The following is a 21,449-nucleotide window of genomic DNA, read 5'->3' as shown; positions in this document are numbered from 1 at the left end:
CCATGGCCGCGATAGATCGATCGCGGCCATGGGCGGACGGCCGCCCCGCCGCTCCTACAAGGGGAAGTCCTCAGCACGGCTCGGCCACCGCGACTGGGCGGGCTTCCCGAATGCGCCGCCGGCTCCCGGCATCGAACAGGTAAATTGCCTCCGGGTCCAGCGCCAGCTCTATGGAGTCGCCCGGAGTGAGCGCCTGCAAACCCGGCAGCCGCGCGATCAGCCGTTCGGCGCCGGCGCCCAGGTGCACCAGCATCTCCGCGCCGAGGGTTTCGACCATCTCGATGGCGGCGCGGATACGCGGCCAGTGCGCCGGCGCGCCGGCTGCGTGGCAGAGTTTTTCCGGGCGGATACCCAGCAGCAGCTCGCCAGCCAGTCCGTCCAGCCCGCCGCGCCGCAGATCGAGCAGGGCATTCTTCAGGCCGCTGCCGCGGTTCTGTACCGGCACTATGTTCATCGGCGGCGAGCCCATAAAGGCGGCCACGAACACATTGTCCGGATCCTGGTAGAGCGCCATCGGTGTGCCCACCTGCATCAGTTCGCCGCGGTTCAGTATCGCGATGCGCGTGCCGAGGGTCATGGCCTCGACCTGGTCGTGGGTCACGTAGACGGCAGTGGTGGCGAAGTCCCGGTGCAGGCGGCCGATATTGCCGCGCATCTGCACCCGCAGCTCCGCATCGAGGTTGGACAGGGGTTCGTCGAACAGGAACACCTGCGGTTCGCGCACTATCGCGCGCCCCAGGGCCACACGCTGGCACTGGCCGCCGGACAGCTGGCCCGGCTTGCGCCCCAGCAGCTCGGCGAGGCCCAGGGTCTCCGCCGCCTGTTCCACCCTGGACTTGATCAGGACCTGCGGCTGTTTGCGCACCCGCAGGCCGAAGGCCATGTTGTCGAACACGGTCATATGCGGGTAGAGGGCATAGTTCTGGAACACCATGGCCACGTCGCGGTCTTTCGGCGGCAGCGTGTTGACCAGGCGATCGCCGATCCACAGCTCGCCGCTGGTGACCGACTCCAGCCCGGCGATCATGCGCAGTGTGGTGGACTTGCCGCAGCCGGAGGGGCCAACCAGCACCATGAACTCGCCGTCGCGGATATGCAGGTCCAGGCCCGGCACCGTGGGCGGGTTGTCGGCGTAGCGCTTTTCCACCTGCTTGAATTCAATACTGGCCACGGCGGTACCCTGGATAGTTAGCGGCGCCGGGCAAATAGGTTCGGCTGGCTTTTCTCATTGATGCGCGGCTTGGCAAGCTTGTTCGTTCCGCCCCGCAGGCGCGGAGCCCGGCAGCCTTGCATTCTCACTCCGCCCCCCGCGCGCGGGCATCAGCCCCCAGCGGGGCGTAGACGGACAAAGATTGCACAATAATTGATCAGCCCGAAAAGATCAATTGTCCGCCTGCCGGTCGAGCTTTTTCAGGAAGACCTCGATTTCCCGCTCCACCTGCTTGTCCCCCTTCTCCCGCGCCACCGTCAGCCCGCTGGCGAAGGCCTCGCGGGCCAGGTCGCGCTCGCCGAGCGCCATGCGGCTGCGGCCGAGCAACTTCCAGGCCGCCGAGTGATCCGGCATCTGCCGGACGCAGATCTGCAGATGCTCGGCCGCCTCGCCGTAGGCCTTGTCATTGAACAGCGCAGAGCCGAGGCCGAAACGCAGCAACGGCGAATCCCGCCCCTCCTCCATCTGGGCGCGCAGGCGGGCGATGATCGGATTGGTCATGGGAGTCTCCGGCGGGGGCGCGTTAGAATCGGCCGACGATAATCACAATGAAGGAAATCAACCGTGAAACGATTATTCCTGCCCCTCGCCATAGGCGCAACGCTGCTGGGCACCAACCCGGCGACCGCCGCCACTCCCGACCAGCTGCTGAAGAACACCGAGTCCAAGGTGATCGAGTGGCGCCGCCACCTGCACCAGCACCCGGAGCTGGGCAACCGCGAGTTCGAAACCGCCAAATATATTGAAAAACACCTGCAATCCCTCGGCCTGGAAGTCGAGAACGGCGTCGCCCACACCGGTGTTATCGGCCTGCTGAAGGGCGGCAAGCCGGGCCCGACGGTGGCGCTGCGCGCGGACATGGATGCGCTGCCGGTCACCGAACAAGTGGACCTGCCGTTCGCCTCCAGGGTTAAGAGCAGCTACCAGGGCAAGGATGTGGGCGTGATGCACGCCTGCGGTCACGACACCCACGTGGCCATGCTGATGGGCGCGGCGGAAGTGCTGGCCGGTATGCGCGGCGAGCTGGCCGGCAATGTGCTGTTTATCTTCCAGCCCGCCGAAGAGGGCGCACCGGACGGCGAGGAAGGCGGCGCAGCGCTGATGCTGAAAGAGGGGCTGTTCAGGAAATACAAACCGGACGTGGCCTTTGGCCAGCACGTGACCTCCAACCTGCCCTCCGGCGTGATCGGTTACCGCCCCGGGCCGTCGATGGCCAGTTCCGATGAATTCCGTATCACCGTGGACGGCCGCCAGACCCACGGCTCGCGCCCCTGGGGCGGCGTGGACCCCATTACGGTAGCCGCGCAGATCGTGATGGGCACCCAGACGATCGTCAGCCGCCAGATCGATATCACCAAGGAGCCGGCAGTGGTGTCCTTTGGCAAGATCGACGGCGGCGTGCGCAACAATATCATTCCGGACAGCGTGTTCATGAACGGCACCATCCGCAATTTCGATATGGACAACCGCCGGCAGATCTTCGAAAAGCTGAAAATCACTGCGGAGAACATCGCCGAGAGCGCCGGCGCCAAGGCGACGGTGCAGATCATCGAGGGCTACCCGGTGCTGTCCAACGACCCGCAGCTGACCGAGGCCTCGCTGCCAGCCCTGCGCGCCGCAGCGGGTGAGCAGCGCGTAATGGAAATACCCAAGATCACCGGCGCCGAGGACTTCGCCTACTTCGCCAACGAAGTGCCGGGCTTCTATTACTGGCTGGGCGTAACGCCGAATGGCAAGGACGCGGCCACCGCAGCCAGCAACCACTCGCCGCGCTTCTATGTGGACGAGAGCGCGCTGAAAATCGGCACCAGGGCCATCACCCAGCTGACGCTGGACTATATGGCCAGCCACAAGGTGCTGTAATTTCAAGAGCGGGGGCGATTGTGCGTTAAACGCCTCCGCCCCTGGGAACGCCGAGCTCCAGCTCGGCAAGCGGGCCGCAGGCCCGCATGGGCGAACGCAATGTTCGCCCTATCAATCAACTTCCACTGCCCCCTAAAGAATCCGCCCACCACCCCGACGACTGTTTACCACTTCTCTCCAAAGCCGTTCATATTCGAAACCTTTTTACGACCAAAAACTCCATCACAAATTTTTTACCAAACTCAAAGCATACCGCGCCAAACGTATTGCAATTCCCACCATCACCCACAGAATACTGAACATCCATACATATGGATGCTTATCCAGCACACTGGATTTAATACAAGCTAAATAATCAAGAAATAAAATGGATTTTATTATGATCAGATTTTTCCTGCTGCTGTTGCCGTTGCTAGCCCCTTCCCTCTCAAATGCATCTGAGTTCCATGAAATAGATATATGGAACCAAAGCGACACCTACACTCGGGGAGACGTAGTCACTCACGATAATGGCATCTATGTCGGCCTTATTCGATCCGTAAACGAAGAACCCGGAAACAGCTGGAGGTGGAGAAAGGTAAGGATATCTTCTGTCGGGGACTTCCACATCAATCGAGTTTATCTCCTTGCAGCGGCAGTAAGGCACCAGGAGAAATACTACCTTGCAAGGAAAATAGCGATTGCGAGAAATGAGAGTCAGCTGAGCGACTCTTCGACCTGGTTTGAATTTAGTCACCCCGCAATTGGATCCGGATTACCCGAAGAGGTGCAGGTGGATAACAAGTCTCTGCTCGGCATCGACGACAACGACAATGCCATCAGGGACCAGTATGAACTGACCGTGCTGATGAAGGATACCAATGACGACATCCGCTACAGGGCGCTGCAGGCGGGGAAAACATATCAGTCCGTCTTGGCAATTGCAGAATCTTCTACAAATGTCGGCGTCGACCAGGCCGCAGACATATTCAGGCAGCTGATCAATATTCGCGCATGCGAGCAACTGCTGAGATCTCAATACGACCTGGACACCGGGACATCCTACGAATACTTCAATACCTACGAGCGAATAGAGGCCAGATACAAGGTCGAGCGGCTGCTGTACGACCTGCTCCAGGAAAACCACGTGCAGGTAGAGGTTAATGCCACACCCTGTGACGTTCTGTCGGAGGTATAAAGATGATGCGCATTTTAATTATCCTGCTGTCTTCTCTCGCTTTTGCAAACCTCCATGCCGCTTGTGAAGACAATGTGGACAAAGTCCAAATATTCTACATCAATGGTATGTTTACCACTTCCTCTGCATTCGAGAGCAACAAGGATGCCATTCAAAGGTTTCAAAACCAATATCTTTCAGATTTTCAGTCGTATAGCGATGTGGAAGGTTCATACAATTTCGATGAATCGAAATTCGAACAGATCCTGGAAGTAACCCGACAAAAAATTGAGGATATTTCAAACAATAACACGAATACCTTTTCACTCGTGATTCGGAAAATACTAAATGGCGACTTTAAAAGCATATCCGACCTGAGAAAGCAGTTCGTTATAGAATACTTTGCTGATACAGCCATGTTTTTTGTCGACAGCATTACCGAAGAAAGTGACTATCTCACTGCCAAAGCAGAATTGAGCAATCTTTTACAGGAGTGTCCACGTGTAGTACTGGTTACCCATTCCCAAGGAAATTTCTATGGAAATGCACTCTTCAACGAAATGCTCGCCAGATTCACCTATCCGAGCGGTTACCGTTTAAGCGAATACCCCATGTTAGGCTATATGCAGATAGCATCGCCCACCAATACCCCAGGGGGCGCCGCGGCATCAATTTACCCGGATCTGGTTGGCCATATCACCAATGACACGGATATCGCCATGTTCGGCGTCAGACAGGTTATTGGTTCCGTCCCTGCAAACTACAACAGCCCCGTAAACGAGAACGACTTCACAGGGCACGGACTGGAATCATCCTATCTGGCACCGACTGGACAGGCGACCAATATAGCCGGTCAAATAGACGGGATTATCAGAAAAATGCGGCCATATCCCCTGCATCCTCAGGCCAATACATCCTCATCGGCACTGGCCGGCATTGGACACTCTTCCATCAGCAGCGCTCTGGATATCCAGTTTCAGAGCGGCGCTGTATACAGGTACTCAGGGGTACCGGAAGCGATCTTTTTCGGTCTTTTAGGCGCGGCATCCCAAGGGGGATATTTCAATGAGCATGTTAGGAATGTTTACGCGACGGAAAAGCTTCTTGATTGAACACCCGTTACAACGATTGTTCGGACGCATTTCCCTGCCCCGGCACAACTATGCTCGATATCTACTTGGTACAGTAGCAGTCGTCAATTTATTGGGTTGCAGCCCTTCCTGGGAAATAAAAAACCACTGCATTTCAAAGAGATTCGCCAACGTGCATGCAATTACGTTCAAGACCAGCGAACTATATTTGAATCCGACTGACCCAAGGTTCACCGAGCATCATGCATTGCGGAAATTTGGAATTACGGGGCACGCCACCTTCGGTCATGCCTTATCACAACAGGCAAAACTAGCACCTTTCGATATCGATGTAATTATAACCGGACGGCTTGTTATCGAATCCCCCGGGATCGCGCAGCGGTTTGTGGGCATGCACAATAAAATTCATTCGTACGAATTGAAGATTCTCGGAGAGAATTATTTAATTGCCGGCTCTTCGTTAACAAGTGATGTGCTTAATCTAGTCTCCAAGGATCATTGCCGACCGCCACTCAGCGACGGAGAAGATCCGTAAGCTTGGAACGTGGTCGGGGTCGATCCTGCAACTGGCCTGAAGAGGCAGAGGCGGCCGTGGGCCGCCCCCCCGTGAGCCGGGCTCTAGGCCGACTCGGTGCGCGCCGGGCGCCTGCGGCGGCGCGGGCGCTGCGCGTCACTGCGCGGGGCCTGGCCGTTGCGGTTTTCCCCGCGCGGCTGTCCATTGCGGTTCTCGCCGTTGCGGCTCTCACCATTGCGGCCATTACCCTGGCCAGCGCGATTCTGACCGCGGCCCTGAGTGTTGCCGCGCGAATTGCTGCTCCGATTCTGGCCCTCGCCGCGGCGGGTCTGCAGGCCGCGCGTCTTGCTGCCGGATTCAGGCAGCTGATGTTCCGGTTCGAAGCCCTCGATCTCCTCGCGCGGCACCGGCTTCTGGATCAGCCGCTCGATATCGCGCAGCTGCTGTATCTCATCCGCACTCACCAGCGACACCGCCTGTCCGCGCGCACCGGCGCGCCCGGTGCGGCCGATGCGGTGCACATAGTCTTCGGGCACGTTCGGCAGGTCGAAATTCACCACCTGTGGCAGCTGGTCGATATCAATACCGCGCGCGGCGATATCTGTCGCCACCAGGATCTGCACCTTGCCGCTCTTGAAATCCGCCAATGCTTTTGTGCGCGCGTTCTGGCTCTTGTTGCCGTGGATCGCCGCCGCGCTGATCTTGTCCGCCTCCAACTGCTTCACCAGCTTGTTGGCACCGTGCTTGGTGCGGCTGAATACCAGCGCCTGGTGCCAGCTGTTCTCGCGAATCAGGTGGCTCAGCAGCTTCTGCTTACGCGCCTTGTCCACGGGGTGCAGCTTCTGCCGCACGGTTTCCGTGGTGGTATTGCGCGGGCTGACATCGATTTCCAGCGGGTCCCTTACCAGCCCTTTGGCCAGCTGGCGGATCTCCGGCGAGAAGGTGGCGGAGAACAGCAGGTTCTGGCGCTCGGCCGGCAGGAATTTCAGGATGCGCTTGATGTCGTGGATAAAGCCCATGTCCAGCATGCGGTCCGCTTCGTCCAGCACCAGCGCTTCCAGTTTGTCGAAACGGATGGCGCGCTGGTTGTACAGATCCAGCAGGCGGCCGGGGGTGGCCACGAGAATGTCCGCACCGCCGCGCAGGCGCATCATCTGCGGATTGATCTTGACTCCGCCGAACACCACCGCGTGGCGCAGCGGCAGGTATTTGCCGTAACTCTGCACATTGTCGAACACCTGCGCCGCCAGTTCGCGGGTCGGGGTCAACACCAGGGCGCGCACCTGGTTATTGCGCGCGGGATCGCCCTGGGACAAGCGGTGCAACAACGGCAGCGTGAAACCGGCGGTCTTGCCGGTGCCCGTCTGCGCGGCGGCCATGATATCGCCGCCCTTCATAACTGCTGGTATGGCCTGCGCCTGGATAGGCGTGGGTTCGCTATAGCCCTGTTCCGCCACGGCGCGGGCAATTTCCTGGACCAGGCCCAGATCTTCAAACAACATAGATAACCTCGAATCGCGCTGTAGGCGCAATCAAAAAACGTTCGCCCCGCATGAGGCTACGAAGTAAAAATCGGAGTTTGCGAACCTATGCTGTTTCAGCTCTGGGCTCGCGCCGCCGTCGAATGGCCGGTGCTTTTTATGGGTCAGCACCGGCATGGTGCGGCATTCAGTAGAGGATTCCGGGAAGAATTTGGGAAAAAATTCCGGGGAGTTGCCGGCTATTTACCGGCCTACAGATGACGCAGCTGACATGTGTCAGCCGCGGCACTATAACATACAGACTCTGACTGCATAGTTTTATTTTCCGGCGATGCGATCGAGTTCTAGCCTGCGGCCGTGTAAAACGATTTGCTTCAATGACCGCTACCTCATTGGGGTCCACAGATGATCACCATAGCATAGAGACACGGTTGCTTATGCGACCGCAGGCTCTGTAGAAATAAAATTTCTGTTGAGGAACTTTGGGTAGACAAACTGCCAGCGGCAGTCGGGAGGTTGATGAATATGTCTACCTACGATACGTCATACAAAGATTACAAACCGGAAACGGTAACCCTGGGTAACGGGCGCAGAGTAGTGATTCGGCCCGTGTGCAGAAATGACGGCCAACTGGAAAAGGATCTGATCGAGGGGCTGTCACCCGAGACCCGCCGCGACCGCTTTATCGGTGGTAGCTGCAAGGCCAGCGAGAAACTGATCGAGCTGTTGACCGATAACGATCACCAACTGCACGAGGCGTTTATCGCCGTGGCCGGCAGCAACCACACAGAGCGGGCGGTGGCGGTAGCACACTATGCGCGGGACGACGATGGCCGCGCCGCCGAGTGTGCGGTGGTGGTCAGCGACGACTGGCAGGGGCTGGGCCTCGGCAGCCTGATGCTGCAGCGTTTGATCGACGCCGCCTGCGAGCACGGCCTCGAGCGGATTTACTCCATTGATGCGGCCGACAACATGCGCGCGCATGACTTTGCCAAGTCCATGGGCTTCCAGTGCACGGCAGACCCGCGCGACTACACGCTGCTGACCTACACACTGGATCTGCAACACCGGCTTGCCGGTCGCGGCGCCACGAGGGAAAGGACTGCCGCGCGCGCCCACTAGCCCACTAGCCCGGCGCAACGCACGAAATAAGAGTGAAGGAGGAAATTGGCGGCGCACCCGCGAACACGGGTGCGCCACATTTATGCCCCGCGTTTACACCCGCACCTAAACTGTTCATGCAATGCTTTCCCAGTGGAAAGCGGAAAATCGAAAAGCCCCAGGTAAAGAGCATGGACAAAAAGATCCCCGCCAGGCTGCCGCTGTACCTAGACGGCAGCTGGGTTCAATCCCACAGTCACGAGTGGCTCGACGTGGACAACCCGGCCACCGGCGAGGTACTGACCCAGGTGCCCTATACAACCGAAGACGAACTGCAGCGCGCAGTGGACTCTGCCAAACAGGCGTTCACGGAATGGAAGGCGACGCCCGTGCCGAGCCGCGCACGCCTGATGCTGCGCTACCAGGAACTGCTCAAGCGGCACCAGGAGGAGCTGGCGGAAATCCTCTGCGAGGAAACCGGCAAGACCTTCGAGGACGCCAAGGGCGATATCTGGCGCGGCATCGAGGTGGTGGAACAGGCGGCGAACATCGCGTCACTGAAGATGGGGGAAACACTGGAGAACGTCGCCACCGCCATCGACTGTTATTCCTACACCCAGCCGCTGGGGGTCTGTGCCGGCATCACCCCGTTCAACTTTCCGGCGATGATTCCGCTGTGGATGTTCCCTATGGCCATCGCCTGCGGCAACACCTTCGTGCTGAAGCCCTCGGAGCAGGACCCGATCACGCCGTGCAAACTGGCGGAACTGTTCGAGGAGGCGGGCGCGCCCAAGGGCGTGCTGCAGGTGGTGCACGGCGGCCGGGAGCAGGTCGACTTCCTGCTCAAGCACCCGGATATCAAGGCCATTTCCTTCGTCGGCTCGGTGCCGGTCGGCCAGCACATCTACCGCACCGGCACCGATCACCTGAAGCGGGTGCAGGCCTTCGCCGGCGCCAAGAACCATATGGTGGTGATGCCGGACGCGAACAAGCGGGCGGTACTGAACAACGTGGTCGGCTCTTCGGTGGGCGCCGCCGGTCAGCGCTGCATGGCGATTTCTGTGGTCGTGCTGGTGGGCGAGGCGCAGCAGTGGATTCCGGAAATCCGCGACACCATGGCCAGGGTGCGCCCGGGTGTGTGGCGGGACCCGAAGGCGGACTTCGGCCCGCTGATCTCGCCGGCCGCGCGCGAGCGGGTACTGGGCTATATCGCCAGGGGCAAGGCCGAGGGTGCCAACTGCCTGCTGGACGGCTCCGACGCAAAAGTCGAGGGCTATCCGGACGGCAACTGGGTGGGACCGACGCTGTTCGCGGATGTGACCGCGGAGATGTCCATCTACACGGATGAGATCTTCGGCCCGGTGCTGTGCCTGGTGAACGCGGACACCCTCGAGGACGCGATTCAGCTGATCAACGACTGCCCCTACGGCAACGGCACCTCCATCTTCACGTCAAGCGGCGCGGCGGCGCGCAAATACCAGCACGAAATCCTCGTCGGCCAGGTGGGCATCAATGTGCCGATTCCGGTGCCGCTGCCGTTTTTCAGCTTCACCGGCTGGCGCGCGTCCTTCTACGGCGACCAGCACGCCTATGGCAAGCAGGCGGTGCGCTTCTACACCGAGACCAAGACCATCACCGCACGCTGGTTCGACGCGGATATCGAACACGCCGAGCACCCGAATATGACCATTCACCTGAAGTAAACGGGACTCGGGAATCGGGACTCGGGAATCGGGATTGGGGAATGGGGAATGGGGAATGGGGAATGGGGAATGGGGAATGGGGAATGGTCAAAATTGTAGGATGGGCAAAGCGCAGCGTGCCCATCAAATCCTGGCCGATGGGCACGCTGCGCTTTGCCCATCCTATAGGACTATCCTGCAGGCAAAAAAAAGAACAGAACTCCGTGGACATTCGCCTGCGAGCAGGCTCCTACGGCACGAAACTCCGAAGACGGGAAAAGATATGAACAAGACAGTGGCATTTTTCGGCCTCGGCCATATGGGCGGGCCCATGACCGTCAATCTGCTAAAAGCCGGATTCTCAGTGAGCGGCTTCGATCCGGTGCCGGAGTTACTCGATCTGGCCGCGAGCCACGGCGTGAAGAGATCTGCATCGCCACTGGAGACAATCGCCGGCGCCGACTTCGTCGTAAGCATGCTGCCGAACGGCGAAGACGTGGAAGCACTCTATATCGACCGCGAAAAACTGCTGGACCGTATCGACAAAAGCGCGCTGGTGATCGACTGCTCCACTGTCGCCGCCACCAGCTCCAAACGCCTGATCGCCGAGGCGCAGAAGCGCGGAATGAGCGCCATAGAGGCGCCGGTATCCGGCGGCGTGGCCGGCGCCGCAGCAGGCACCCTCAGTTTTATGTGCGGCGGCGAAGCGGCGCATGTCGAGCGCGCGCGCGAGGTACTGCAGCACATGGGCAGCAACGTCTTCCACGCCGGCCCCGCCGGCGCCGGGCAGACCGCAAAGATGTGCAACAACATGCTGCTCGCCATCCATATGATCGGCACCGCCGAGGCGCTGCAGCTGGGCGTGGACAACGGCCTGGACCCGAAGGTGCTGTCGGCAATCATGCTGAAAAGCTCCGGCGCCAACTGGTCGCTGGAGAAATACAATCCCTATCCGGGCGTGATGGAGAAGGTACCGGCCAGCAACAAATATGAGGGCGGCTTTATGGTGAAGCTGATGTGCAAGGACCTGGGCCTGGCGCAACAGGCGGCGACCGCCAGCAGATCCTACACGCCGCTGGGTTCCCTGGCGCGCAACCTGTATGGTTTGCACAGTCTCGCCGGGAATGATGAACTGGATTTTTCCAGCATCCAGAGGCTGGTTGGAAAAATCAACTAGATCGAGAAGGCCATACATCCGAGAAACAATGAGCTAGGAGGGATTCCGGCCGGTCGTTAACACCGATTCCGGAAAATCTGGCCAAAGGCATTTACGTTGGACCAGAGTGTGTGTTCACGATGTGCCTGAATATGGAACTGTCGAATTCTCTCTATTCCGGTCGACTATCTTTGCGTATCGACATCAACTTACAGAAAGGAATATCCCATGTCCTATATCGATGGCTTCGTACTGGCCGTGCCCACCGACAACAGGCAGCAATTTATCGAACACGCGAAAACCGCCGACAGTGTATTTCTCGAACTGGGCGCGCTACGCGTTCTCGAGTGCTGGGGGGACGACATCCCCAAGGGCAAGGTAACTGACTTCTATGGCGCCGTGCAGGCCAAACCCGAGGAGACGGTGGTCTTTTCCTGGATAGAGTGGCCGGACAAGGCCACCCGCGATGCGGCCATGGGCAGGATGGAGGAGCTGATGAAGACAGACCCACGTATGAGCCCCGAGAAGAATCCCATGCCGTTCGATGGCATGCGACTGATCTACGGCGGCTTCAGCCCGGTAGTGGAGCTTCGCAAGTAAGCGAGCAATTCCGTGGGCCCGTCTTTTTTGAGAAGCTGCTAACTTCCAAAACTCACCACTAGATACGTTCCAAGGCGTTGTAATCGCCGGAGCATAATCCCATGGAACTCCTCTCAAAAAGCCATTAACACTATCTTCACCATACTTGAAACTTTGGATTTCAATATTTCTGGACGCCGCTAAGGCATTGGAGAAAAAAGACCAGGCAAACTTCTGGCTGGTCTTTTTTGGTGTGACTCAAATAGCTAATGAAAGAAAATCAAGATAACTAAGATCCAATAGGTTTTTTCCCATTTCTTTCACACCAATACAGGTATAGCCCGAACAGCGCAAAAAATAATATTGAAGATATGACATAAACCAACGCTGTCAACATCCCAAGAGCATTTCTGTTCGCTAGACTCCACGCAATGCCAAATACTGTAAAAATTAAACTAGCCCCAGCTAGATATATCCCTATCACAACCAGAAAACCACTTGGAACCCCTCCAATTAGCAGCTGAAAAACTGCTATAGCTAACGCTAAAATATAGCCCCAAAACAGGGATTCCCAATATATATTTTTTGAAAGCATTTTAATCACTGTACCCATAATACTTCCTCCAATCAATTTCGATCGAAAACTTAACTAGAAATACGGTAGCGGAAAACTCTGATATTCCACCTGGAGCCTGCGAGAAACCCCCACCTTGCAAAGCAAAATTCTTCTTGATCTCTATTGGTCCTGGGATCTGCTGATCATACAATATCGTCGTCGCTTGCTGGGCTTTTAGCTCTCCCTTGAACACATTGTCAAACTCGAAGGTCATCCCGGCTTCACCCTGCAACTCTGACCAAGTCCCTTCGGGAGAATAAACCCCGTCCCAAGTGATTCCGCCACCTAGTTCAGCTTTTCCCCTCCCTGTTTGAATTTTTCCGTGCAACCCCGCTCCAAGGCCAATCCGCCACGTAAGTGATCGGTTTAGTTTGGTGAATGTACTTACATCTCCATCATCGCCGCCGCAGACACCAGTAATCGGGTCAGCATTACAGACAACCTTTTCCAAATTTTCATCCTCTTTGCCAGGCTGAGCTGTATTACCGGTCGGACGGTCATACCCAGGCGCACTGCCATATGACCCCTTATATCCGGTTGACACATATCGGTCCATGCCCGCCATCGAGGTAGAAACCCAGCCCCCTAGAGAACCAGTTACATTGATGTCCCACCCGTCTGAACTTCCGCCTTCGAGATATTTCTGCAAGAAGATATACCCACTTGGGTCTGTATAGCTGAGCGGGCTGTTAACCACATAGCTGTAACGGTTCCAGCTCTGGCTATTGGTCGGCGCCTGAACGAAAGGATCCGGACTTAGGAATCGTCCAAGTGTTGGATCATAAATACGGCCGTTCATGTGGATCAGTCCGGTTCGATCCAGGTGCTCGTGCCCCGTAAAGCCCCGCCTGGTTGTCAGCGATTGAGCACTGAGCAAATCCTCCAGCTCGGCCGAGCTGATTTCACCGCTCCAGTCAGACGTTCTTCGCTTTCCGAAGGGATCAAACGAAGAGTCCAAGATGATATTGCCTGCTTCATCCGTGACTTTTTCGACGGATCCAAGATGATCTCGGTGTATATACTCCACCGTGCCGACCATTAGCCCCGTCCAATCAGTGGCGGCAATGTGCGTGATATTGCCGTCAATTCTAGTTTTTTGAATACGCTGATAGTCGGGATCGTTCGCAGGAAGCAAATCCTCATATTTGCCTACAATGAATACTTTCTCACTGTGCATGGCCTGAGCTGTTTCATCCCACCAGGTCGACTCCCGATAGTAAAGCTGGCCATTCGGACCGTATTTGAATCGATCCCTGGCGGTGGGCGTTTGGCTAGCTTTGCTGTCAGCAACCGTGACCTCAACAGGCAGCTGCCGCGTATTCCATGTTACCCACTTGTCATCTCCGTTAGCCGCATCGTAATGGGTAAGCGCACCATTCGCATCATAGTAGAGATTGTTCGTGACACCACCGATTACGGCCTGGCTAACCGCATTGGGACCCGCACTGCCGCCCTGACCATATTGATACCCGCTAACACTGGGATCTCCGGCGTAGCTGCTGGTCTTAGCCATGACATTTCCCAGCAGGTCATATTGGGTCGTCAATGTACGCTGTAACGCACTATCCAAATAAGATTCAGCGCGAGTAAGGCGATTGAGAGAGTCGTAGCTAAAATTTTCCTGCTTTACAGTACCAATTCTTACCAGGCGGCTCTCCAGTGCGCCATTCGAGCGCCACTGGTACAGATTGTCCTGAATCTGACTGGCGCCTGCGGTGGCAATGGACTCCAAATGACCAGTATCTGGGTTATAACTCCGGTTGGTCACAATACCATTACCGTAGACCTCTTCCTCTACGCCGCCAAGCGCATTGATGGCACTTAGGCTCTTGAGAGTATTGCTGCCGTCTGTAATACCGTACAGATAGCCTTGTGTATTGTATTGGTAGTGTGCTTCAACGCCACTGGGATAGGTAATACGCTGCAAGCGGCCGTATGCATCGTAGCCATAGCCGTGCTGGTAGGTGCGAGTTTCACCAGCGACCGACAGGCTAGTGTTGGTTTCAATGAGCTTTGCTCCGGAATAGCTGTAGCTCTCACGGAACACTTCGGTACCGCTCTCTGTGTAGCTTTTTCTGGCTACTCCACCCACGGCGCCTATAGGATCATATTCCCAATTGGCAATGCCGGTCGGATCACTCTGCTCCAATAGTCGGCCCAGCTTGTCATACTGATAGACAATCGTCTGATCCTTATTGTCCGTTTGGGTAACTCTCTGGTTGAGAGCATCGTAAACCGTAACTACCGTACCTAAGTTAGGATCCGTCAAACTAGTTCTGTTACCGGCAGAGTCGTAGTTGAATAAAGATTCAGTACCTGAGTCATTATTCACTTTGACAGACTTCACCAAGCCCATACCGTCGTAATCAAATGTTGTCGCCACTTCCTCGCTGGTACCTTCCGCATCGATCGTCTTAACGAGATCTCCCGCCAAGCTATAGATACTGCTCTTGACTTGAGTTTCCTGGAATGTGCCGTCAGCCCCAAAGACGTCTTCTACTACCGTTACTTGGAATTCATTGCTGGCTGCTAACGGTGTAAAACTGGTACGAACCTCTCCGTCACCGGCCTGCTGAATCCGCACAATGCGGTTGCGAATATCATATTCGTAGATATTCAGCGGCTTGTAACCGCTCGGGAAGTAGGGTTCGGTTTCAAGGTAGAGTCGCCCTCCCGCATCGTAGTTATATTCGCGACGGGAAACCGTGCTTCCGTCAAATGACTGCGTATCCTGCTGTACGATACGACCAAGAATGTCAAAGTAGCGATCCAACGTGGGCGTTATCGCCGAGGTTGTGGAGACCTTATACGCTGCCAACATATCGCCGTACACCGGGCAGGTTCCACCAGCACAAAAGCTGTAATTCGTATTAAAAGTCACGCCGTCCGTATTTGTGCGCATAACTTCTCGACCGAACGGATCGTATTTAATGACGGTATCACGACTATTCGCATCCGTGATCTGGCTAGGCTTACCAAATCTAGGGTCGTAGCTAACATTTATAGTTTGACCCAATGGATTTGTAAATTGCGCAGGATAGCGCTTGTCACTGTAGTTGCTGGCCAATGAGTTGCGACTTTCAATCGATGCACCGGTGGTCGTTTCGCTGAGCAAGTTACCACTGGCGTCGTATTCGTAGGAAACCGTCAACTCTAGATCTGGATCCCCCGGGAATCGTGTAATGCTTCCTACCTTGTTGGTATTGCCGTAAGGCAGTGCGGCAATAGATTGGCTTCGGTCCGGAGATTGACCGGCATCACCGTCGTAGTAGCCGATGTCCTTACCGCTGGCAAAGCCGATCACCCACGGGCTAGTGCGGTTATTCAATGCAACTACAGTTTCGCTGCTGCGCTGAACTCCGCCTGGACTTACCGTCAGGACCTCACCCCAAAAGCTTTGGCTCATTGAAGTATTTACATTCGCAGCGTACTCCCTCGTCTGCACTTCGCCAGTTATGAACTCCCCGAAACTGCCAAAGCTTCCCTTGGAAAGCTCCATCGTATCAACCTGGAAACCAATGACTTGGTTTTTCTCATAAAGCGTCTGAACTGACTGCTGAACGAAGGGATAATAGGTAGTGGCACTGCCCACATCCAACGCAAGAGACTGGTGCAGAAATTGCTGCTCAGTCAGGGTCTGAAGGTTGTCATCAAAATTTCCCTCATACTGCTGAATGCGAGCAACCTGCCCAAAATGCGGGAAATCATGCCGGAACTGCTTATAAGTCACGATTCCGGACTCTGTATCGTAAATTTTCTGTGCGTAATAGCCGAGAAAGCCCCAATGGTTATCGCTAATTAAGCCCGCACCTTGGTAGCTATACTGCGTGACGTGCCAGCCATCGGCAAATCCGTTCGAGCGATGCACTTCGCTGACAACGCAGCGATATTCACCATTTACCGGAGCTAATGGCGAAGCACCGACTGGAAGTATTCCCTCACCAAAGGGCCGCTCAGAAAACAGGCCTTCAGTGGAGTTTTCCAGAATCATCGTGTGATAAAAGCGCGTTGTTTTTCCGAGCCCATCTGTAACTTCTCCGACGCCGGTTTTTATGTCGATCGGATTTGCACCTTCCGGCTCTAGCCAGCTGAACTCCAGTGGATTGAGGCATTCACTACCCACCCCATACTCATCGTAACCGCAAAGCTGAATCTGTTTTAACCGCCGATATTGCTCCGTATCAGGCTCAGTAATGAGGCGGTACTCGCGCAACAGTTTTCCATCGAGTGAGACATTGATGTGGTGAAGCAAGACGAGCTGTTCTTGTTCGATCTCACCCTCATTCAGGGGTTGCGGCGGGGCATCGCTGCGCGTCCCATATGCAAATTCAATTTTCGCGTCGCCACCGTTTCCGTATACCACCTCTAATGGATAGTTAATCCCTTCTACGGTATCTCGATGGTATCGATAAGTAATCGTGTTCCCGAATTGATCACTAACTTTATTGACGGTCCAGCCGAAGTGTACGGAATTGCCAGCTCTTAAGCGGCTATCTTTTGAATTTCCGTATTCTTTGATATCACCATTTGGCGCGGAAACTTTGAACCAAACCGTCCCATTGGTTTCCTTCAGCTCGACCAAATGGAAACTGTCACGCATCAAGCGATATTGGGCACCAGGTTCCCAGTGCACACCTGAAACCAGCACCAATGGCTCGCCGTCCAGACACAAGGAATCGCCCGCATCTAACTGAATAGAGTCGCTATTAGGGCGCCCTTTGACACACCGGCGAATTGAACTAAACCCTGTTAACCTCCAGCCATAGCCCAGAATATCTTCTGGGAGGACTTCATTATTGCGTTCGCGGTAGCGGGCACCCGAGTAGTGGACTTTAATGTCGGGAATGAGTCCATTGACCCCAGGCGCCACTTGCACCGGTACTGCCACTACCGCATCGCCCTGTTGCGTAACTTCCGCCCTATATGCTATGGCCCCCGGAGTGGTAGCCGGAGCGAGATTCACGGCCGGTGCTATGCCATCGAGATTGTGCACGTCAATCCACGGGCTAGTAGTCCAACTTGGGTTACAGGCATCGTCATTACAAGCAAGCACACGATAACGATACTGGTCTTGGATATCGCCTCGGGCTTCATAGATTTTGCTAAGTGGGCCTGCACGGGGTACGTCATGCCAGCCCACATAGCCACACGTTGCTACTCCTTGCTTGCACTCACGCTGAAGCTGGTAACTCGTTACAACACCAGCGGGCTTGCCCCACTCAATGTCATAGTCCCCAAATTCACTGTCTTCCGGAAGGCCGTTGAACTGAACTTGCTCAGGTGGAGAGAGTGGGATATTTACAGGGACAGATTTAGATGGCGACCAACCACCGCAGCCGCGAGCATTACAAGCTCTTGCCTGAAAATAATATGTGCCCTCGCTGCCTTCTGGTAAGCTAATCGGCAAGGAAGTGCTGAGGCCCGTATTTGTTACGCTGTTATCAGTTTTTGAACACGTCGCATCCCCCCAAGCTGAGTTGCCGGGTGCTTTGCACTGCAATTCATATCTGGTCACAGCATCGTATTGTCCACTAATTGGACTCCAAGCCACCTGAAAGTCAGCGGTTTGAGTTCCTGAACCCGGCTGAGTAAATGCGCCTAGGCCGTCTGGCTTGCGATTAACTGTAATTATCGATGAGTAAAGATAGTCACCCCAGTTGGTATATGAGCCGACAGTAACGTATGCGCGTACTCTATAGCGATATGTTCCGTCGGAAAGCTGGCCCGAAGAAGGTCGAGAGATTGACCGGGTAGTTGTGTTGGGTTGCATATAGATTTGCGTCCACAAACCACTATTGACTTGCTCTTGAACCTCATAGCCGCTAATAAGTGGCGGAGTGGTAGCTAACACCCAGGTGAAGGTGAATTTTCCGTCCCTATCAGTGGTGCCGCTAGTTATGCTCGAAAAACTGTGACTTGGTGGTGTATTCGGTTTAAATGCAACATTGACAGAGTGATTGGCAGACTGTTGTCCATCGGGCTCCGTACAAATCGAGCCCATCCACTGCAAGCATTTCGTAGAGATTCTCAGGTCGAACTTATACACGCCCGACGAATCCGCCGTAGCGTCGTAGTAACTCTTACCTCTCATATCTAAGCTGCCCAGACTCACCCCATCTTTATATCGATATAGGCGGGACTGAATTGTGCTATTGCCGCTAAATGTAATTCGGAAAGAGCCAGTTGAATCATTTGTCGGCCCAGAAACCGAAACGGCTAGCGCCTGATTGGCTGCTAGGGGAGCGCCCCTAACAACATAACGCGAACAAAATACCCGATCACTTTGAGTACACCTTTTTATTAGTCCTTATCTCTCCGGAGGGAGCGCTTTTTAACCAAACGAGATAAGCCGGTTATGAAGCAGGCAAAGTTATTCGCGTTTGGCGGCAAATTCAACATTATTTGGCTGCCTAAACGGACCGGCCCGTCAACGCTCAAATTGATCGTTTTACAAGCAGATCAAGCTCAAGCAATGTGATGCTTGTCGCGGACAACTGAGAAGACTTCGTGCGGCTAGCTATCGAAAATGCTTCGAAGGGGGATAGGGGGAGCCAGGCAGTCGATTGATAGGATTGTCTTCAAGCGACTGCGGAAAGCCGCCTTGGCAGCCAATAATCGATACTCGCGCCTGACTGACTGCCACTTTGCGGAAGTGCAGCTAGCGAGGCGCAATCCTCACCTTAAATTTGTTACCCCCATGGGCTGTAGCTGCCGGTGATCTCAAATTTATTTAATGGAGAATGTTCCGGCGAGCAACAACTACGAGGGCGGTTTTATGGTGAAGCTGATGTGCAAGGATCTGGGCCTGGCCCAGCAGGCCGCCACCGCCAGCAAGTCCTATACGCCGCTGGGCTCACTGGCGCGCAACCTGTATGGGTTGCACAGCCTGGCCGGCAACGAAACGCTGGATTTTTCCAGTATTCAGGAACTGATTGGCAAGCGCCGACCTGAGCCCGACTGATTCACTGGTTGAGACAATTCTCTACCCAGCAATTCTCTCTGTGGGAGCCTGCCCTGCAGGCGATTTCACCGTCGCCACCGGCAACGTATTTTCGCCTGCAGGGCAGGCTCCCACAAATCCATGTTCCAGTTCTCGTGGGATTAACTCACTTCGGCCAGATTACCCTTCGTCTCCAGCCACTGCTTGCGGTCGCCGGCGCGCTTCTTCGCCAGCAGCATATCCAGCAGCTGATTGCTGTCATCACCGGCATCGATATAAAGCTGCACCAGGCGGCGTGTGTCCGGATCCATAGTGGTCTCGCGCAGCTGTAGCGGGTTCATTTCACCGAGGCCCTTGAAGCGGGTCACCTGGACCTTGCCCTTTTTCTTCTCCGCGGTGATGCGGTCGAGGATGCCCTGTTTCTCCGCCTCATCCAGCGCGTAGTAGACGTCCTTGCCGATATCGATACGGAACAGCGGCGGCATGGCGACATAGACGTGGCCGTGGGTAACCAGCGGACGGAAGTGACGCAGGAACAGCGCGCACAGCAGCGTGGCGATGTGCAGGCCGTCCGAGTCGGCGTCGGCGAGGATACAGATCTTGTTGTAGCGCAGGCCCTCGAGGTTGTCGCTGCCGGGATCCACCCCCAGCGCCACGGCGATATCGTGCACCTCCTGGCTGGCGAGAATCTCCGCGGAATCCACTTCCCAGGTGTTCAGGATCTTGCCGCGCAGCGGCATGATGGCCTGGAATTCGCGGTCGCGGGCCTGCTTGGCGGAACCGCCGGCGGAGTCACCCTCCACCAGGAAGAGTTCGGAGCGGGAGGTATCGCCGCTGGAACAGTCCGCCAGTTTGCCCGGCAGCGCGGGGCCCTGGGTGACTTTCTTGCGCGCGACTTTTTTCGCCGAGCGCATGCGCTTCTGCGCGTTGCCGATACACAGCTCGGCGAGTTTGTCGCCCTCTTCGGTGTGCTGGTTCAGCCACAGGCTGAAGGCGTCCTTGGCGACGCCGGAGATAAATGCGGTGGCCTCGCGGGAGGACAGACGCTCCTTGGTCTGGCCGGAAAACTGCGGGTCGGCCAGCTTGGCGGAAAGCACGTAAGAGCACTGGTTCCAGATATCCTCCGGGCCCAGTTTGATGCCGCGCGGCAGCAGGTTGCGGATCTCGCAGTACTCGCGCATCGCCTCCAGCAGGCCGGCGCGCAGGCCGTTTACGTGGGTGCCCCCCTGGGCGGTCGGGATCAGGTTTACGTAGGATTCGGCGGTGACTTCACCGCCTTCCGGCAGCCACTGCACCGCCCAGTCGGCGGCCTCGGTAGTGGCGGCGAAGCTGCCGACGAAGGGCTCCGCCGGCATTACTTCCCAGCCCTGATTGGCGGCTGCCAGGTAGTCCTTGAGGCCGTCTTCGTAATACCACTGGTCGGACTCGCCGTCCTGCTCGTTGATAAAGACCACGGTCAGGCCGGGACAGAGCACCGCCTTGGCCCGCAGCAAATGGCGCAGGCGCGGCGCGGAGAATTTGGCCGAATCGAAATATTTCGGGTCTGGCAGGAAGCGCACACTGGTACCGGTGGTGCGTTTGGGACAGTCGCCGATCACTTCCAGGTCCGAGGCCTTGTCGCCGTTCTGGAAGCCGATGCGGTGCACATGGCCATCGCGCTGAATAGTGACTTCCAGCACCTTGGACAGCGCGTTCACCACCGACACACCGACACCGTGCAGACCGCCGGAGAACTGGTAGTTCTTGTTGGAGAACTTGCCGCCGGCGTGCAGCGTGGACAGGATCACTTCCACCCCGGGGCGGCCCTGCTCCGGATGGATATCCACCGGCATGCCGCGGCCGTCGTCGCTGACCGACAGGGAGTGGTCCTTGTGCAGCACCACTTCGATTTTCTTGGCGTGACCGGCGAGCGCCTCGTCGACACTGTTGTCGATGACTTCCTGGGCCAGGTGGTTGGGACGCGTGGTATCCGTGTACATGCCCGGGCGCTTGCGCACCGGGTCCAGCCCCGTGAGTACTTCGATATCTTCGGCGGAATAGTTGGCCATATTCTTATTGAC

The 21,449-nt window shown here is 56.2% G+C and carries 15 protein-coding genes; 9 read left to right on the top strand and 6 right to left on the bottom strand.

The features are described 5' to 3' along the window. Window positions 1-70 precede the first annotated feature (70 nt). Entirely contained in the window at window positions 71-1,171 is a 1,101-nt protein-coding gene (locus tag RRF64_RS14885) for an ABC transporter ATP-binding protein (RefSeq protein ID WP_323846683.1), read from the bottom strand. A 210-nt stretch (window positions 1,172-1,381) separates the two neighbouring features. Continuing rightward, window positions 1,382-1,711 (bottom strand): tetratricopeptide repeat protein, encoded by a 330-nt coding sequence (locus tag RRF64_RS14880; protein ID WP_323846682.1) that lies wholly within the window; start codon window positions 1,709-1,711, stop codon window positions 1,382-1,384. Between the two features lie 63 nt (window positions 1,712-1,774). Here RRF64_RS14880 and RRF64_RS14875 point away from each other — a divergent pair, with 63 nt between their 5' ends. The 4 genes from RRF64_RS14875 to RRF64_RS14860 all read left to right on the top strand — a co-directional run bounded on the left by RRF64_RS14875 (window position 1,775) and on the right by RRF64_RS14860 (window position 5,855). Then, entirely contained in the window at window positions 1,775-3,073 is a 1,299-nt protein-coding gene (locus RRF64_RS14875) for an amidohydrolase (RefSeq protein ID WP_323846681.1), read from the top strand. Window positions 3,074-3,845: 772 nt separating this feature from the next. After that, a complete protein-coding gene (locus tag RRF64_RS14870; protein ID WP_323846680.1) occupies window positions 3,846-4,250 on the top strand; it encodes a hypothetical protein in 405 nt (134 codons plus the stop codon). Between the two features lie 2 nt (window positions 4,251-4,252). Then, window positions 4,253-5,341 carry a KTSC domain-containing protein gene (locus RRF64_RS14865; RefSeq protein WP_323846679.1) on the top strand — a complete coding sequence of 363 codons (1,089 nt, stop codon included), beginning with the start codon at window positions 4,253-4,255 and terminating at the stop codon, window positions 5,339-5,341. Beyond that, entirely contained in the window at window positions 5,334-5,855 is a 522-nt protein-coding gene (locus RRF64_RS14860; protein WP_323846678.1) for a hypothetical protein, read from the top strand. The genes RRF64_RS14865 and RRF64_RS14860 overlap by 8 nt, the downstream gene beginning before the upstream one ends. A gap of 83 nt (window positions 5,856-5,938) precedes the next feature. Here RRF64_RS14860 and RRF64_RS14855 read toward each other — a convergent pair whose 3' ends face one another. Beyond that, complete coding sequence (locus RRF64_RS14855) at window positions 5,939-7,336, bottom strand: DEAD/DEAH box helicase (RefSeq protein WP_323846677.1); 1,398 nt, start codon at window positions 7,334-7,336, stop codon at window positions 5,939-5,941. 504 nt (window positions 7,337-7,840) lie between these two features. Between RRF64_RS14855 and RRF64_RS14850 the strand changes: the two genes are divergently transcribed. The 4 genes from RRF64_RS14850 to RRF64_RS14835 all read left to right on the top strand — a co-directional run bounded on the left by RRF64_RS14850 (window position 7,841) and on the right by RRF64_RS14835 (window position 11,854). Then, window positions 7,841-8,437: a GNAT family N-acetyltransferase gene (locus tag RRF64_RS14850; RefSeq protein WP_323846676.1), complete on the top strand. Its 597-nt coding sequence runs from the start codon at window positions 7,841-7,843 to the stop codon at window positions 8,435-8,437. A gap of 170 nt (window positions 8,438-8,607) precedes the next feature. Further along, window positions 8,608-10,119, top strand: coding sequence for a CoA-acylating methylmalonate-semialdehyde dehydrogenase (locus RRF64_RS14845; RefSeq protein ID WP_323846675.1), 1,512 nt, complete (start codon window positions 8,608-8,610; stop codon window positions 10,117-10,119). Between the two features lie 262 nt (window positions 10,120-10,381). Next, window positions 10,382-11,275 carry a 3-hydroxyisobutyrate dehydrogenase gene (gene mmsB / locus RRF64_RS14840; RefSeq protein ID WP_323846674.1) on the top strand — a complete coding sequence of 298 codons (894 nt, stop codon included), beginning with the start codon at window positions 10,382-10,384 and terminating at the stop codon, window positions 11,273-11,275. A 207-nt stretch (window positions 11,276-11,482) separates the two neighbouring features. Next, entirely contained in the window at window positions 11,483-11,854 is a 372-nt protein-coding gene (locus tag RRF64_RS14835; RefSeq protein ID WP_323846673.1) for a DUF1428 domain-containing protein, read from the top strand. A gap of 268 nt (window positions 11,855-12,122) precedes the next feature. On the opposite strand, the gene RRF64_RS14830 is transcribed toward RRF64_RS14835, so the two are convergent. After that, complete coding sequence (locus tag RRF64_RS14830; protein ID WP_323846672.1) at window positions 12,123-12,446, bottom strand: hypothetical protein; 324 nt, start codon at window positions 12,444-12,446, stop codon at window positions 12,123-12,125. Then, window positions 12,430-18,495, bottom strand: a complete 6,066-nt coding sequence (locus tag RRF64_RS14825; RefSeq protein WP_323846671.1) for an RHS repeat domain-containing protein — start codon at window positions 18,493-18,495, stop codon at window positions 12,430-12,432. The genes RRF64_RS14830 and RRF64_RS14825 overlap by 17 nt, the downstream gene beginning before the upstream one ends. Window positions 18,496-19,182: 687 nt before the next feature. Here RRF64_RS14825 and RRF64_RS14820 point away from each other — a divergent pair. Continuing rightward, the gene (locus tag RRF64_RS14820; RefSeq protein ID WP_323846670.1) at window positions 19,183-19,410 is read left to right on the top strand and encodes an NAD-binding protein; all 228 of its coding nucleotides are present in this window, start codon (window positions 19,183-19,185) and stop codon (window positions 19,408-19,410) included. 140 nt (window positions 19,411-19,550) lie between these two features. Here the strand turns inward: RRF64_RS14820 and parE are convergent, their stop codons facing one another. Beyond that, a complete protein-coding gene (parE, locus tag RRF64_RS14815) occupies window positions 19,551-21,437 on the bottom strand; it encodes a DNA topoisomerase IV subunit B (protein ID WP_323846669.1) in 1,887 nt (628 codons plus the stop codon). Window positions 21,438-21,449 lie beyond the last annotated feature (12 nt).

Origin of the sequence: Microbulbifer magnicolonia, assembly GCF_035117725.1 — a bacterium.
Classification (GTDB): Bacteria; Pseudomonadota; Gammaproteobacteria; order Pseudomonadales; family Cellvibrionaceae; genus Microbulbifer; species Microbulbifer magnicolonia.
The sequence above is the reverse complement of the archived record's forward strand: the minus strand, read 5'-3'. Positions and strand labels throughout refer to the sequence as shown.